Origin of the sequence: Geminocystis sp. GBBB08, from assembly GCF_016743215.1 — a bacterium.
Lineage (GTDB): Bacteria > Cyanobacteriota > Cyanobacteriia > Cyanobacteriales > Cyanobacteriaceae > Geminocystis.
The window spans coordinates 13,908-30,732 of record NZ_VRZC01000028.1; the positions used below are offsets into that span (position 1 = coordinate 13,908).

The window sequence follows — 16,825 nt, forward strand, 5'->3', positions numbered from 1 at the left end:
TCATTCCTCATTCCTCATTTCTCATTCCTAATTGATTTTTGGTGCGTTTAAAGCTATAAATTGAGAGGTGTTTTCTGTTGCTGTTTTGACTTGTAAACTTGGCACAGAATGACGCAATAACAATGTTAATTCATGGGTGGTAGAATCATAAATTTGGGTGACAATTTTGGGATATAAACCAATACCAATAATCGGAATGAGAAGACAAGCAATAATAAATACTTCCCTAGGCTCAGCATCGACTAATTTAGTATGAGAGACTAATTCTTTGTTTTCCTCCCCGTATAGCATTTCTCTTAACATTGATAATAAATAAATAGGAGTTAAGATAACACCAACAGCCGCAAGGGATACCATGATTAACTTAAAAGTAAAACTATAAGCGTCACTGGTAGCAAAGCCGATAAATACCATCAATTCAGCTACAAATCCGCTCATACCGGGTAGTGCAAGTGAAGCCTTAGAGCAGTTTGCCAACATGGCAAAGATTTTCTTCATTTTTTGCCCTACTCCCCCCATGTCATCTAACATTAGAGTATGAGTGCGATCGTATGTAGCACCGACCATAAAGAATAAACTTGCACCGATTAAACCGTGGGAGATCATTTGTAATACTGCACCACTCATGCCGAGATCGGTAAAGGAAGCAATGCCAATTAAAACAAATCCCATATGAGAGATGGAAGAATAAGCAATTTTCCTCTTTAAATTTCTTTGGGCAAAGGAAGTAAAGGCTGCATAGATAATATTAACTACCCCCAAAATAATTAAAATTGGGGCAAAAGTGGCATGGGCATCAGGTAACATTCCGGCGTTCATACGAATTAAAGCATAACCACCCATTTTTAATAAAATCCCCGCAAGTAACATATGGGCTGGGGCTGTCGCTTCTCCGTGAGCGTCAGGTAGCCATGTATGTAGGGGGAAAATAGGCAGTTTGACACCGTAAGCGATTAATAATCCTCCATAAAGTAACAATTGTAAATTCAACCCAAAGTCTTTATGAGCGATAAGAGTCATATCAAAAGTTATGGTATCCCCATAAAAAGCCATAGTTAAAGCGGCGACAAGAATAAATAATGAGCCGCCGGCGGTGTAAAGGATAAATTTGGTGGCCGCATATAATCGCCGTTTACCGCCCCAAATAGACAGGATAAGATATACAGGCACTAATTCTAATTCCCACACGAGGAAGAAAAGTAACATATCTTGAACGGCAAAAACAGCAATTTGTCCGCCATACATCGCCAACATGAGAAAATAAAATAATTTAGGCTTTAAAGTAACAGGCCAAGCTGCCATAATCGCTAAAGTAGTGATGAAGCCTGTTAAAAGAATTAGAGGCATAGATAAACCATCAGCACCAACAGACCATTTTAGATCAATATCAGAAACCCATGTATAACTTTCCACTAATTGTAAGTTGGGATTATTAAAATCGTAGCCTTGATAAAAAGCATAAACAATTAAGACAAAATCAATTAAACCAACGGTTAAGGCATACCATCTAACAGTTTTACCATCTTTATCAGGAATGATGAAGACGAATAAAGAAGCGATGATAGGAAAAAGAATAATGGTTGTTAGCCAAGGAAAATTTGAGAAATTCATTTGTAATCTAGTTCAAGGATAAATACTGATTAATTATCTGGTTGATGTCTATGGTTTTTACTTAGCTATAGACATTCATCAATAGTTAAGATAATCAGTCTATATCAACAATCTAGCAAGATTTTTTCAGAGTAGAACAATTCCTCATGTTAATTTTTGTTTTTAATCAATGGTGACTAGGTGACTAGGTGACTTTCTGATTCTAAATTCCCTAGAATTTGTTTTTCTCGTTACATTGATGACAATTTGAGGGAAAATAATTGCTATGATATTGATTAAAGATAAAATATATATTTATCAATTACTTTATTTAACATATTCAGTCAATTTCGGAAAATTATGGAAGCTGGTGAACCGTCTAGGAAAAAGAAAACCACTAGACAAATAACAATAGAAATTTTTGGGACAGCGATCGCCTTAACGACTCTTGCCTTACCAATTTTTTTAATTACTAATTTTTCAGATCAGAATAGTTCTCACTTTACACCATCCGATCGCATTCTGATTCAACCTTGACAATTATGAAGGTATTGCAATTGCCAGAAAAAAGATTTTAACTTGTCTCCTAGGATAAAATTCATTCTCCTATTTTCTTGATTATCATTAATGCTCATTGAGGAAGAATAGTTGATGATTAATAATTATTCACCTCCTCACTATAAACTAAAATAATATGGGTATTTTATTTGAATAAAAAGGAGTCCAATGGGAATAAATAAAATTGTTGATCAAGCATTAGAAACAGGTTATCTTACTCCAACAATGGAGGCTGAAGTTGGGAAATTATGTGAAACATCAGTCGAACTTTCTATGGAGGAATACATGGCTTTAGATAAACTTATGGGTGCGTTATTAACAGGTGAAGTAGTTGCTATGCCTAGGAAACAATTTATTAACGTGATGGAAGAATTGGTGGTTAGTGAAGTTATTTCTAGAGTGGCGGAAATTGAAACTACCAGCAACCGATTATTAGATGTGGGTGATATTTCGGCTTATGCTTTAAACCGACTACCTCCCCTTTATGCGACAACAGAAGAAGGTGCTAATTTTCAAAGAGAGAAAGCTAGAGAAGAATTATATACTCTCATCAATGAACAAGTACAACAATCTATTTCATTATATCTAGATCGACCAGAATTTTATCCTGAAAGACAAGCTATTAGTAAAACTTCTGAGTCTAATAGTGTTTTTCATCAAGTAACTCAATTATTGCAGTCTCATGCTTCTAATTATGAAACTAAATAGCAATAGATATTGGGTGTCAGGTTGCAGGTTGCAGGTTTTAGATAATTAGTATTGTTAATTCCTCGTTTCTCATTTCTCATTCTTCATTTCTAATTCCTCATTCTTCATTCTTCATTCCTAATTCCTCATGGTTTCTTTAAGTTTAACTCCTATTTCTCAAGTGGAAAGCAGTCTAGTGGATACTATCACATTAGATATAAGTGGTATGAAGTGTGCCGGTTGCGTCAAATCCGTTGAAAAACAATTAACTCAACATCACGGAATTATTTCCGCTAATGTGAATCTAATGACGGCGGTGGCTTCTGTGGAATATCAATTAGGTATAGTTAAACCTGAAATTTTAGCTGAAAAACTGACTAATTTAGGTTTTCCGACTCAGGTAAGGTTAAAGGATGAAACCGAGGAAAATCAGCAATTAATTATTCAACAAAAACGATTATCTGAGCAAAAAATCGAACAATATCAGTTAATTAGTGCCGCTTTTTTACTGCTTTTTTCCACTATTGGGCATTTACACCATCTTGGTTTACATCCTTGGCATTGGTTAACCAATATTTGGTTTCATTGGGGTTTAGCTACTGCTAGTTTATTAATACCGGGTAGAGAAATTTTACTTAACGGTTGGCAAGGTTTATGGCAAAGAAAACCAAATATGAATAGTTTAGTCGGTATGGGCGCAACGGGTGCTTATCTTACTAGCTGTATTGCCTTGATTTTTCCTGAATTGGGGTGGGAGTGTTTTTTTGATGAACCTGTTATGTTACTCGGATTTATCTTTTTAGGTAAAGTGTTAGAGTCGAGGGTAAGAAAGAAAGCCCTTGATTCTTTGGAAAGTTTACTCAATTTACGCCCTCAATTTGCCCGTTTAGTGGCTAAAAATAGCCCTTTGCAAGATGAAGGTTTACAAATTCCGGCACGACAAATTAAGCCTCAAGAATGGGTTAGAGTTTTAGCCGGGGAGCAATTTCCTATTGATGGTGTCATTGTGGAAGGAGAAACTACCGTTGATGAATCTTTATTAACTGGGGAATCTTTGCCGATATTTAAAACTATAGGGGAGAAAGTTTCTGCTGGAACAATTAATCATTCTGCTATGGTTATTATTGAGGCGGTAAATGTAGGTAAAAATACGATTCTTCATCAAATTATCGCTACGGTAGAAGAAGCTCAAACTCGTAAAGCACCAGTGCAGAAATTGGCAGACACAGTGTCGGGTTATTTTACTTATACTATCATGGCGATTGCCTTATTTACCTTTAGTTTTTGGTATTTTTTAGGTACAGAAATTTGGCCACAAATTTTAATAGAATTAGACACAACTAAGACTATTCTAAGTATAAAATTAGCCATTGATGTTTTAGTTATAGCTTGTCCTTGTGCTTTAGGGTTAGCTACTCCCACGGCAATTTTAGTCGGCACAACTATTGGTGCTGAAAATGGGTTATTAATAAAAGGGGGTGATGTGTTAGAACAAGTTAAGAACTTAAAAACCATCGTCTTTGATAAAACAGGTACTCTAACTCAAGGATACCCTGAAATCACTGATATAATTAGTTATGATCAAGATAATTTTACCGAAAATCAGATATTAGAAATAGCGGCTAGTTTAGAAATAGTAGCTAATCATCCCCTCGCCCAAAGTATTCTTAAAAAAGCTCGACAATTAGACTTAAATACTTTTATCACTAAAGAATTAGGCAATTATGTCGGTAAAGGGGTAAAAGGTATTGTTAATCTTGCCGAATCAGACGATTGGTTTTATTTAGGTAATCAGTCATGGTTAAGGGAAAATAATATCATAGTTGACAAGGCGATCGCTCTTCAAGTGAAGGAATTAGAAACGGAAGCTAAAACTGTAATTTATTTAGCCAAAAATCAGCAAATTATAGGTTTAATTGCTTTAACAGATACCGTCAGAAAAGAAGCAAAAGAAACCGTTGATAAGTTACAAAAAATGGGCTTACAAATAATAATGATAAGCGGAGATCAACCAAAAATTGCCAAAAATATTGCCCATCAACTAGGCATCAAAACCTATTACGGAGGAGTAACCCCTACCCAAAAAAGTGAGTTAATCCAAAAAATTCAACAACAAAACTCTGATAATATAGTAGCAATGATAGGAGATGGTATTAACGATGCACCTGCCATGACAACAGCTCAATTTGCGATCGCCATGCCTCAAGGAGCTCAAGTAGCGATTAAAACAGCAGAAATTATCCTTACTAAAGGTAAATTAACAGATGTTATAACTGCCATTAATTTAAGTCAAATGACGTTAAAGAAAATTCAACAAAATCTATTTTGGGCATTAAGCTATAACCTTATTGCTATACCGATAGCTGGGGGATGTTTGTTAGCAAATTATTCTATTCTCCTAAATCCTGCTACTGCTGGGGGATTAATGGCATTAAGTTCGATTTTCGTTGTTAGTAATTCTTTACTATTAAAGCCTCAATTTAAAAAATATTTGTTGGTTTCAAACTTTGACAAGTATAAATAGCTAAATTATTTTGTTTTTTAAATTCAAACATAATAAATAAAAGTTACTAAAGTTTTTCAATACTGATAAATTTGGTGATATTATTCTTGACTCACGATAGAATAGAAGTGGTATTTTTTGTTAAGAGTTTACTTTCAGGGAGAGCAAAATAATTTGGAGATTCAGGATTTAATTGAAATTGGTATAATTGTTGCACCCCAAGGATTACAAGGTGAGTTAAAGGTAAAAACTGACTCTGATTTTCCGGAGCGTTTTCAAAAATCAGGCAACCGATGGTTACAAATTCAACCTCATCAATCACCCCAACCCATTGAGTTAATTAGAGGGAAACAAATTCCGGGCAAAAATATATTTATTATTAAATTAGCAGGTGTTAACGATCGAAATCAAGCGGAAAGTCTGCGAGGCAGTCGCTTGTTAATTGAAAAAAGCCATCGCCCATACTTAGAAAAAGAAGAATATCACGTTGTCGATTTAATTAATTTACAGGTATATAACCAACAAACAGGAGAAAATATTGGTATTATTACGGAGGTTTTTAGTGCGGGGAATGATATTTTAGAAGTAACTCTACACTATCAGCCTGAGCTACAACCAGATATAATTCCTGATTTAGAGAAAATAAGTCGAGTCTCGAAGCGGAAAAAATTTAAAGTAAAAAAACCAAAAGCCATTACGATTTTAATTCCTTTTGTGAAGGATATTGTACCCGTTATTAACTTAGAAAAAGGTTTTATTGAAATTAATCCCCCTAAAGGTTTATTAAACTTAGATTTAGCGGAAGAATCTGAATAATTTAACAAGGAAATAAGTAGAGTATTAGAGTCTTATCTTCTTTTTTTTGTAAAAATATTAGTTTATTAAGTAAATATAATGAAAACTATTTTAATTGATGAAAATAACCATAAAATTGCCCAAATTCTTAATGAAGTGGTTGAAAATAATCAACCTATTTTATTAAAAGGAGAAATGGGAAATGCAGTTTTAATTTCAGAGTCAGAATGGAATGGAAGAAACCTTGTATTTTAAATCGATTCAGGGTATGGTTGAATCAATCCAAAAAGGAGGAAGAACTCCATTAACAGAATGTATCAATGAATCAACTATTAGAGATATTTTGAATGGATAAATGGCAATTAGTTTTTACCAAACAAGCAGAAAAAGATGCCCATAAAATTGCTATGTCTGGTTTAGGAAAACAAGTTAATAAACTACTTGATATTATCAAAGAAAATCTTTATGCACTTTATCCACCTTTCGAAAAGTTAACGGGTGATTTACACGGATATTATTCTAGGAGAATTAACGTATAACATCGTTTAGTTTATCAAGTTTTAGCTACAGACAAAACAATTAAAATTATCAGAATGTGGACTCATTATGAATAAGTATTTAATAATAAATTTAATGTTTTTAAGCAAATTTGTATCTAAATAAATATTCCTAATTCCTAATTATTAATGACTTAGGTGAATGGCATTCACCCCTACAAGTAAAGCTTTTTCAATCCACAAATTCGTCATTCTTAATTATTAACTGGTTTTCGCTTTTTTCTGGGCTAGTCTTTCCTCGGCAGTTTCCATGACTAAATCTTTTTTCTCCAAAAATTCTCCTGGATAAGTTTCTAAAACTTTAGTTGACAAAGAAATACGATTTTTAATCTCATCAATTTCTAATACCACCACTTTAACTTCTTCACCGATTTTAAATACATTAGTTAAAGCACTAATTTGTCCTTCACTAATTTGTTTAATATGTAACAATCCTGCAATTCCACCAAAATCGACAAATACTCCGTAGGGTTGAATTTTGACGACTTTACCTAGTACTACCTCTCCTTCTTGTAAATAAGACATAGCCGCCGTTTTCGCTAAATCCCTTTGAGTTAGGACAATTTTATTTTGAGGGCGATCAATTTGTAATACATGAGCGGATAAAGATTGATCAATTAATTTCTCAAAATCATCTTTTTCAATTAAATGAGAGCGAGGTATAAATGCTCGTAAACCATCAATTTGCCCAATGACACCACCACGATTCACTCCTGTCACCAACATTTGGACAATTTTTCCCTTCTCTTGAATTTCTATTAAATTATCCCATGCTTGTTCAATAAAAAGCTGACGACGAGATAATTTCACTTGTCCTTCAGAATCTTGTTCTTTAATAATGAGAAACTCGAATTCTTGATGAAGAGGGAGAATATCAGTGATATTAGTAACATTTTGCCAAGAAGCTTCACTTAAAGGAACAAAACCGGGAGATTTTCCGCCAATATCTACATAAACGCCACTAGAATCATGCTGAAACACTTTTCCTTTTACTATCTCACCCTTGTTAAAATGATAGTCATATTGTTCCTGTTCTAAGGCTTGAGCAAAATCATCCGTTGAAAAGGTAGTGTTTTGCTGTTCAGAGGGATTAGAATTAGCGGCCATAATTAATAATAAAATCAGTTAATTAAACGAATCACTTTTATTATAATAGTTTCTGTGTTATTTTGATTAAATTTATCAAAGAACTTGATGAAAAACTTGTATATAAAAATACCATAACTAGATTTAATCAAATCTTAGAATAAGATTTATCCATGGGTATTTTTACTTTCTTTTTTTCTAAATATAATTAATCGTGTTGAACTTGTTAAGATTTTTGAGATTATTAACTTTTAAGAACTGATTATTATTGAGAATTTAACCATAGGAAAATATTAATATTTTATAAAATATAGCTTTAGTTTATTATGACAAATATCAATCAAGAATCACAAGAAAAATTTTTAAATTTAGTTAGACAAAAAATTGGGATTAGTGTCCGAAAAAATGATTTAGATAATTTTAATAAAAATCTTCTAACAAGAATGAACAGTAATAAAATATATTCATCGTCTAAATATTATGATTTATTAACAGAAAATAGTTTAAAAAGTCATGAAGAATGGGAAAAGTTGGTGGTACTATTAACTAATTTAGAGAGCTACTTTTTTAGGGATAAAGGACAAATAAATATTTTACAAAACTATATTTTACCAAATCTCATTAAAGAAAATTATCATCATAAAAATTTAACCATTGTCAGTGCCGGTTGTTCTACGGGAGAAGAAGTTTATTCCCTAGCTATTTTAATAGAAGAAATGATCAAGAATATTAATGAATGGAATATCAAAATTTATGGTCTTGATTTGAATTTAGAAGCCTTAGATAAAGCAAGAAAAGGAATTTATGGTAATTGGTCATTACGCACAATGCCACAGGAGAAAAAAGATACTTATTTTATCAAAAAAAATGATCAATATGAGGTTTTACCACAGTATAAAAAACTTGTTAAATTTCAGTATTTTAACTTAATTCATGACTCTTGGGAAAAATTAACTCCTCCTCTAAATAATGTTGATTTAATTATTTGTAGGAATGTTTTTATTTATTTTGAGCCTAATTCTATTAGTAAAGTGATCAATAAATTTACACAAATTTTAAAACAGGAAGGGTACTTAATGACAGGTCATGCGGAAGTTAATGCTAAAGAAATGAACCAGTTTAACTCAAAAAGTTTTTCCGAATCATTAATATATATCTATAATCCTAACAATAAAAATATTAGTGAAAATCCTTCAAATAATGTTACTAATAATGAACACTTATTAGAAACAATTTCTATGAATTTTCAAAATATTTTTCCAACAAATAACAATTTACAACCTTTAAATTCTCTTAATATCTATAATCCCGTTATTAATAATATATCTGTTAATATTCAACAAAATAATACGATTCAGTCTCCTTCATTACCACCGTTAAAAATAGAAGAATATTCTTTATTTATTGAGACAAAAAAACTGATTAAAAATCAATCTTACGGTCAAGCTATTAATAACACAAAAAAACTGATCGAACAATACCCAAAAAACTTATTACCTTATCAAATGATGGCAGAAATTTACGCTAATACGGGAGATTACCCTCAAGCTCAAAAATATTGTCAAGAAGCTTTAAAAATAGATTCTTTTGCCGTTTTTCCCCATTATATTTTAAGCCATATTGCCGATGATCAAGGAGATTTACAGGAAACCAAAAGGTTATTGAAAAAGATCATTTATTTAGAGCCAAATTTTTTTCCCGCTTATATAGAATTAGCTAATATTTATAAGTTAGAAAATGAGTTATCTTACGCTGAAAAAATGTTTAAAAATTTATTAAATATTATCAATAAGTTACCCGATAATCAAGTAATTTCTGATTTAGATAATTTAACGGTAGCACAGTTAAAAGAAAAAATTAATACGGAAATCTTAACAATCAGCAATATTTTATAGATATACTTAAATGTTATATATTAATTTAAAACCCACCCTAAAGGGGAAAGGGAAAAGGGAAGACGGGTGGTATCTTCGATTTTTTTTCTAATAATTGATTTCTGATAACTGATTCGGTGATTACTATATAAAAAGATAATCTTCAAGAATTCTTCATTTCCAATTATGAATTTTTGATGGAGAAATGTTAAGATACTTAATACTCTCAGTGAAAACCCTCAGTATTTTATCAACAATTATTATGTTACTCAGTAAATTAGACAATATTGGCGAAAAAACCATCAATAAAATTGCCGAGATGGCTTTTAAAAGTCAAATTAAAAATGCTCAATACTTAAGTGTACAAGTTAAAACTAATCCCACTCAATTATCCAAAGGAATTTTAGAGTCTTTAAATATTGACGGTTATGGTTTGGAGATGCAAAAAGATTTACGGTTAGAAAAAATGCAAATTACTTTAAATAATATCGCCGTTAGTCCTCTTAAAGCGTTAATGGGTAATGTACAATTAACTCAACCTAGTGAGGGAAATGCTTGTGTTGTTTTAAGTGAAAAAGACATTGAAACTGCTTTAAATATCGATAACCTTAACAAACAGTTACAAAAATCTGAAATTTGTTATGGGAATCAAACTATCAAGGCAAAATTTTATCAAGTGAAATGCCGTATTCTTGCTGATGGCAGAGTAATGGTTAAAGCGAAATTAAAGATTATAAATACTCAAACTTTTGAAAGTGTTTGCCTTGTGATAAAGCCTCGTGTGTGTAAAAGTGGACAAGGTATATTGCTAGACGAAGTTATTTGTACTCAGGGTAAAGAATTTTCTTCTATTCTTATTAATGCCATTGTGGAAGAGTCTGCCAAAATTTTCAATTTGGATAACTTTCTTATGGATGGTATTTCCCTTGATGTTAATCATTTAACCATGGAAGACGGAAAACTTAATCTTTTAGCGGTTGCTGGAATTACTCATCTTCCTATACGTTAATTTTGATGAATGTAAATTATTCTCTGGCTTTCGTCGCAAAAAATAGAAGTTAATCTTTGGTTGTTTGATATAGTTGTTTAAATTTCCGTTGTTGTTGATTATGATCGACAATAGGTAAAGGATAACCACAACTTTGTGCATCCAAAGGTGAAATTTTCCCCGTCACTAAATCTGCCGTGTCTAAATTACTAATTTCAGGCAACCATTGCCGAATATACTCTGCTTCAGCGTCAAATTTTTGAGATTGAGAGGCAGGATTAAATATTCGTAAAGGTTTAGCATCCATACCACTAGATGCACTCCATTGCCAACCGCCGTTATTGGAAGCCAAGTCGCCGTCATAAAGTTTCTGCATAAAATATTTTTCCCCCCAACGCCAATCAATAATTAAATCTTTTGTCAAAAAACTGGCTACAATCATTCTACAACGGTTGTGCATCCATCCTGTTTCATTTAACTGACGCATCGCCGCATCAACTATGGGATAGCCTGTTTTTCCTTCACACCATGCTTGAAAAAAATTTTCGTTATTTTGCCAAGGAAAATTCTGGAATTGTTGTCGATAAGCACCTTTTTCTAATTCAGGAAAAAAATATAAGCAATGCTGATAAAATTCCCGCCATGCTAATTCTTTTTGCCATGTAATAATATTCTCTCGGGCTTCGTCACTTTCACAGTTTTCTAATTCTGTTATTGTATATTGCCATAAAGTTCGAGGAGAAATTACTCCAAATTTGATCGCTGCACTTAATTGTGATGTACCATCAAGAAAAGGATAGTTACGATTTTCGTTATAATCAGATAAATGATAACGGCAAAAATATTCTAGTCTTTCTTTTGCTGCCGATTCTCCAGCTGTTAATAATAATTCGTTATCCCAAGTAAATCCCAAATCCTCCAGACTAGGTAACGGTATAAAACCCCAATTTTTAGCAATATCATTTTCTTCCTCTGTTAAGGGAAATAAATTAGAAGGAGAATTGACAGGTTTAAGTTTAGGTTGTTGTGACCAATTACGCCAAAAAGGAGTATAGACTGTATAAGGGGTGTTGGTTTTTGATAAAATTGTTTCAGGAGGGTGTAATAATTGATCCCAAAATGTCTCGAATTTGATACCCTTCCCTTTTAATGCCTCTTCCATCATCTTATCTCGTTGACGGGAAAAAGGTTCAACATCCAAATTCCAATAAATAGCTTCTGCTTTTAATCCTTCAGCTAATTTTGGAATGATTGTTAAAGGTGAATTATGAAAAATTAATAAATCACTGCCTAATTTTTGATAATTTTCTTTTAATTCAGCTAAACATCCTAACAAATATTTTATCCTTGCTGGTGCAATATCATCTCCTTTTAAAATAGCAGGATCTAAACAAAATAAACCAATTATTTTTTGACTTTTTTCCCTAGCGGAAGCCAAACCAATATTATCTCTAATTCTTAAATCTCGACGATGCCAAAAAATGATTAATTTACTCATAAAACATAATTACTTTTATTTTTAGTTGTGTCTATTATCTATTATTTACTACCTACTGTTATCAAAAAATTTTATATAAAAAAATGAACATTAAATATTATTAACTAATAATTCCTCAAATTGACGAAAAGGAAGAGGGCGACTAAATAAATAACCTTGATAAAAGTCACAATTATTTTTATGTAAAAAAGCTAATTCTGGTTCAATTTCTACTCCTTCAGCTACTACTTCAAGATTTAATTGATGTGCCATATCAATCAAAGATTTCGTAATAGTTGCATTTGTATTATTGTTATTAATATCTTTAATAAAACAACGATCTATTTTAAGAGTATCAAAGTTAAAATCTTTTATGTAACTCATAGAAGAATAGCCAGTGCCAAAATCATCAATAGAAATTTTTACCCCTGCTGACTTGAGCTTATTTAATTTTTTTGAGGCTACTTTTGGATTATTAATTAATAAACTTTCTGTTAATTCTAATTCTAATAAACTAGGGTTAAAACAATGATAAGCGATAATTTTCAGAATTTTATGTTCTAATAAATCTTGATTAAATTGTCGGGCAGAAAGTTTAACAGCTATTTGTAAATCATTTTTGTATTTTTTTTGTAAAAATAAAAATTGTTGACAAGCCTTATTTAAAACCCATTCTCCTATAGTTTCAATTAAGCCAATTTCTTCTGCTAAAGGAATAAATATAGAGGGAGAAATAAATTTTTCTTCCGGATGATTCCATCTTAATAATGCTTCTGAACCTATAATTTTACTTGTTTTAATATTTACTTTTGGTTGATAATAAAGTTCTAATTCATTTCTTTCTAAAGCATGATGTAATTGTGCCTCTAAACTTATTTGTTTCGCAGTATATTTATGTAAAGCTGGAGAATAAACTTCATATTGATTTTCTCCTATTTTTTCTAAGTGTCTAATAGTTTCTTTCGCTTTGTATAAAAGTTCATCAATATTTTGTCCCTGTAAAGGATAAAATGTAATGCCAATCAGAAAATCGATGTAAATTTCTTGATTTTTATAAATGAAAGGAGGAGTTATTTTTTCTAATAACATTTTCGCTAAATCAATAGCTATTTGTTTACTTTCAATAGGAGGAATAATTAAGGCAAAATCATCCCCTTGAAGACGAGTAATAATTGTTTCCTGACTAAGATTTACTTTTAATCTTTTTACTAATGCTTTTAACAACATATTTCCTACATCTTGCCCTAATTCATCTCGAATGAGCTTAAATCGATTAAAATTTAAGTAAAAAATAGGAATAAGCTGAGGAAGATCATTTTGATTAAATTCTTTTTGATAAGTTAATTGTTGATAGAATACCTCTAAAATAGCATTAAAATTTTCTACTAATGATAGTTGATTCGGTAGTTGAGTTACTTCGTCAAATTTACTAATAAAATTTAATTTTTCCCGTTGCTCAATTATTTGAGATTTAATATGTTCAATTTCTTTATATTTTTGTAAGGCAATGATAATTGACGATGCTAAATCTTCCCTTTTATAAGGTTTTACAATATAGCCAAAAGGCGAAGTTTTTAAAGCTCTTGATAACGTTTCTTGATCAGCATAAGCGGTTAAATAAACCACTGGAATTGAGTGAGTTTTGGTTAATTCTTCTGTTAGAGTTATACCATTTATTTCCCCTTGTATATTAATATCCATTAATACCAAATCAGGATTAGTTTTATTAATTTGTTGTAAGGCTTTTTCTCCACTATTTGCCTTTCCTACGACTTCATAACCTAAATTTTCAAGATCAACCGTCAGACTTTCTGCTGCAATTATTTCGTCTTCAACAATAAAAATTTTAATCATTTTTTTTAAATTTTTAATTATTTATATTTATTATAACAGTATTGGGATATTATTCTTTATTGGTTAATATTTATTATTATTAGATTATTTCATAGACAAAATTAAATGTAATCCAATGTTGTAAATCTAGGGCATAAACATCGGTTAAATTATTAACTAAATTGTTGCTCACATTACTACCTAAATGTAAGTCTTCTAAAATAGCTTTAGCAATTATTACAGGATTTTCTAAGACAATTATTTGCTCTGTATCTAGTTTAAAATTACTATTTTTATATAATTGATTAAGAGTGTTAACAAAAGGAGATTTTGCACAAATTACAATTAATTCTCCTATAGCTTTATCAGCGTTAACTATCCATTTTAAAGCATTAGAATTTTGGGGAATTGTTATCGTCTCTTGCTGATTTATTATTCCTCCATTCGGTAAAAAATAAGCCACGGGTTGACGAGAAGAATTAATGCCTAGTAATAAATAGTATAAGTTATCATTATTTTCGTTATGGATAGTAATGGTAAATTCACTACCAAAGGGAATATTTATTAATAACTTTTTCTCAATATTAGAATATTCTTTTAGGGGATTGTTAACGAATTTAACCTCACTAAAACTACTCTGCTCATGAGTTATTATACTTTCATTATTGTGATTAACTTTTAATTTAATATTAATCCGTAATAATGAAGAATATTGATTATAAGTTAAATTTAATAATTTTTCAGCTAAAGCAATTCTTAAAGAAGGAATTAAATGTTTAATAGCAGAAGAAACCGCTTCATTATCTACTTTCGGATTTGTATTTGCTAATAAAGTATTGGCAATAGTAAATAAACTATAACCATTAATGGAAGTGTTTTGATCAGTAAATTTACCAAAAATTAAATCTACATAGTTATCTCCTAATGTTACTACAGATTCTATCTCATTAATAGCACTTAAAGCACTGGTAGCATCAACTTTTTCAATTTTTTCAAGGCTACCATTTAAAGCGATATTTAACCCTCTATTTCTATTTATAACTCTGACGGATTCTTGTAAAATTAAACCTTGATAAATTAATGATTTATTACTTTGAATTAAAATACCTTTAGCTTTATTCCCTAAGAGGGAGTTAATTTGAATAGTGACGATTATTTTTTGATCAAAATTAGCACTAAAGCAGGAATTTAAACCATAATTTAATAATACTAACAAAGGTAAACCGATTAATTCTAATTCTATGATATTTGGTTCGATAATATTAGTAATAACGGCATTTCCTTGACGAGAAGATTCTAAGGGTAAATTATAGGGTAAAAAATTAACTTTATGATCATTTTGAAAATTGAATTTCTTACTTTCTCTCGTATATAAAGCTATCTGAGAAGCAACTTTTTTCATTAAAGTTAAGTTATCGGTTACAGGTAAATTTTCCCATAATGATTGAGTTAAAGTATAAGTAAATAAACCAACATTAAAGTTAAGACTCCTAATTTCGATAGCTAAACTATCGTTAAATGGTGCTAATATTAATCCTGATAATTTGTTATTTTTTTTATTTCCTAAAGTTTTCGTTTGATTATTCTTTTGTTGGGTTTGATTGAAGATTAATTCTTTTTCACTTATTACTACATTAGTCAGAGATGTATAAGAGCGAGATAATAAATTATTCGTATCAGATAAGGAAGTTGGAATAAAACTTGTATCAAAAATTAAGGTATATTTATTAGTTTTTAAAGATAATGCTAATTGAATAAAAGTATCGAATAAAATATCATCAACAATCTCTTTTTCTGACTTAATACTGTCATAGGTAATTAAACTATTGGCTTTCTTTAAATCAGTATCATTATTATTTAATTTTATTTGTCTGCCATAACCACTAAAATGAAAAATAACTACATCATTATTTTCCCCTTGTTTAATTAAATGTTCTTCAAATGCGGTTAAAATATTTTCTCTAGTTGCTTGATCATCAAGTAAAGTAAGAATATAATCAGGGGAAAAACCGAAACGATGAATCAATAGCTCTTTTTGTAACTCAACCTCAGTAATACAGCCTCGGAAATTATTGTTAGTAGAATACTGATTAATCCCCACTAATAAAGCTAATTTTCGTGAAGTCGATACCTCTAAAGTTTCACCATAGGCATTCAATTGATGTGTTGAAAGAGAGACATTACTCCAAAATCCCCCTAAAGAAGCGATACTTAAACCTGCACCTTGCAAAAAATTACGTCTGGAAAATTTCATGATTTAGTTTTGCCACTCTTTATGGATAACTAAATCAATCCTATCAAATTAACGATCTCTATAGTTAATAGTTAATAATTGATAGTTGATAGTTGATAGTTGATAGTTGATAGTTGATAGCGAATAGTTAATAGTGATTAGTTAATAGTTGATAGCGAATAGTCATAAAACAGAAATCTGCACCGGTAATTCCTCATTTCTCATTCCTCATTTCTCATTTCTCATTCTAAATTCTGTTAAAATCCTATATATTCTAGATAACTAGACAATAATAAATCTCCAAAAAATATTGTTGTAATTGCACCTATCACCAAAAAAGGACCAAAAACTATCGGTTTATCCTTTTCTAATATTTTGAAAGCGATCGCACTAACGCCTACAATCGTACCAAAAAAACAAGCCACAAAACCAGTGATTAAAACACCTTGCCATCCTAACCATGATCCTATCATAGCAACTAATTTAGGATCGCCTCCCCCCATAGCCTCTTTCCGAAAAACAATACTACCAACAAGACGAATTCCATCAAATAACCAAATACCTAATACCGCACTTAAAATACTGATGAATAGATAAAGAGAAGCACTATTAATACCGCTAACAGTAAAGCCAATCCATGTTTG

The 16,825-nt window shown here is 30.8% G+C and carries 14 protein-coding genes; 8 read left to right on the top strand and 6 right to left on the bottom strand.

The features are described from left to right. Window positions 1-27 precede the first annotated feature (27 nt). A complete protein-coding gene (locus tag FWJ34_RS05740; protein WP_308254363.1) occupies window positions 28-1,611 on the bottom strand; it encodes an NAD(P)H-quinone oxidoreductase subunit 4 in 1,584 nt (527 codons plus the stop codon). 339 nt (window positions 1,612-1,950) lie between these two features. Between FWJ34_RS05740 and FWJ34_RS05745 the strand changes: the two genes are divergently transcribed. The 6 genes from FWJ34_RS05745 (at window position 1,951) to FWJ34_RS05770 (ending at window position 6,672) form a co-directional block, all read left to right on the top strand. Then, on the top strand, window positions 1,951-2,127 hold the full coding sequence (locus FWJ34_RS05745; RefSeq protein WP_308254364.1) for a hypothetical protein: 177 nt from the start codon (window positions 1,951-1,953) through the stop codon (window positions 2,125-2,127). A 189-nt stretch (window positions 2,128-2,316) separates the two neighbouring features. Next, window positions 2,317-2,856 carry a late competence development ComFB family protein gene (locus FWJ34_RS05750; RefSeq protein WP_308254365.1) on the top strand — a complete coding sequence of 180 codons (540 nt, stop codon included), beginning with the start codon at window positions 2,317-2,319 and terminating at the stop codon, window positions 2,854-2,856. 127 nt (window positions 2,857-2,983) lie between these two features. Further along, a complete protein-coding gene (locus FWJ34_RS05755; protein ID WP_308254366.1) occupies window positions 2,984-5,359 on the top strand; it encodes a heavy metal translocating P-type ATPase in 2,376 nt (791 codons plus the stop codon). Between the two features lie 153 nt (window positions 5,360-5,512). Continuing rightward, window positions 5,513-6,154, top strand: a complete 642-nt coding sequence (rimM, locus tag FWJ34_RS05760) for a ribosome maturation factor RimM (protein ID WP_308254377.1) — start codon at window positions 5,513-5,515, stop codon at window positions 6,152-6,154. Window positions 6,155-6,232: 78 nt separating this feature from the next. After that, window positions 6,233-6,388 (top strand): hypothetical protein, encoded by a 156-nt coding sequence (locus FWJ34_RS05765; protein ID WP_308254367.1) that lies wholly within the window; start codon window positions 6,233-6,235, stop codon window positions 6,386-6,388. Window positions 6,389-6,480: 92 nt separating this feature from the next. Continuing rightward, a complete protein-coding gene (locus FWJ34_RS05770) occupies window positions 6,481-6,672 on the top strand; it encodes a Txe/YoeB family addiction module toxin (protein WP_308254368.1) in 192 nt (63 codons plus the stop codon). A 219-nt stretch (window positions 6,673-6,891) separates the two neighbouring features. Here the strand turns inward: FWJ34_RS05770 and FWJ34_RS05775 are convergent, their stop codons facing one another. Beyond that, the gene (locus FWJ34_RS05775) at window positions 6,892-7,797 is read right to left on the bottom strand and encodes a S1 RNA-binding domain-containing protein (RefSeq protein WP_308254369.1); all 906 of its coding nucleotides are present in this window, start codon (window positions 7,795-7,797) and stop codon (window positions 6,892-6,894) included. A 305-nt stretch (window positions 7,798-8,102) separates the two neighbouring features. Between FWJ34_RS05775 and FWJ34_RS05780 the strand changes: the two genes are divergently transcribed. After that, window positions 8,103-9,671 (top strand): CheR family methyltransferase, encoded by a 1,569-nt coding sequence (locus FWJ34_RS05780; protein WP_308254370.1) that lies wholly within the window; start codon window positions 8,103-8,105, stop codon window positions 9,669-9,671. Window positions 9,672-9,912: 241 nt separating this feature from the next. Then, a complete protein-coding gene (locus FWJ34_RS05785) occupies window positions 9,913-10,659 on the top strand; it encodes a DUF2993 domain-containing protein (RefSeq protein ID WP_308254371.1) in 747 nt (248 codons plus the stop codon). Window positions 10,660-10,708: 49 nt separating this feature from the next. Here the strand turns inward: FWJ34_RS05785 and FWJ34_RS05790 are convergent, their stop codons facing one another. The 4 genes from FWJ34_RS05790 to FWJ34_RS05805 form a co-directional block, all read right to left on the bottom strand. Beyond that, entirely contained in the window at window positions 10,709-12,136 is a 1,428-nt protein-coding gene (locus FWJ34_RS05790) for an FAD-binding domain-containing protein (RefSeq protein WP_308254372.1), read from the bottom strand. 90 nt (window positions 12,137-12,226) lie between these two features. After that, window positions 12,227-13,969: an EAL domain-containing protein gene (locus tag FWJ34_RS05795; protein ID WP_308254373.1), complete on the bottom strand. Its 1,743-nt coding sequence runs from the start codon at window positions 13,967-13,969 to the stop codon at window positions 12,227-12,229. A 79-nt stretch (window positions 13,970-14,048) separates the two neighbouring features. Continuing rightward, the gene (locus tag FWJ34_RS05800; RefSeq protein ID WP_308254374.1) at window positions 14,049-16,202 is read right to left on the bottom strand and encodes a caspase family protein; all 2,154 of its coding nucleotides are present in this window, start codon (window positions 16,200-16,202) and stop codon (window positions 14,049-14,051) included. 236 nt (window positions 16,203-16,438) lie between these two features. Beyond that, window positions 16,439-16,825: A24 family peptidase (locus tag FWJ34_RS05805; protein ID WP_308254375.1), on the bottom strand; the 387-nt coding region annotated here is incomplete at its 5' end.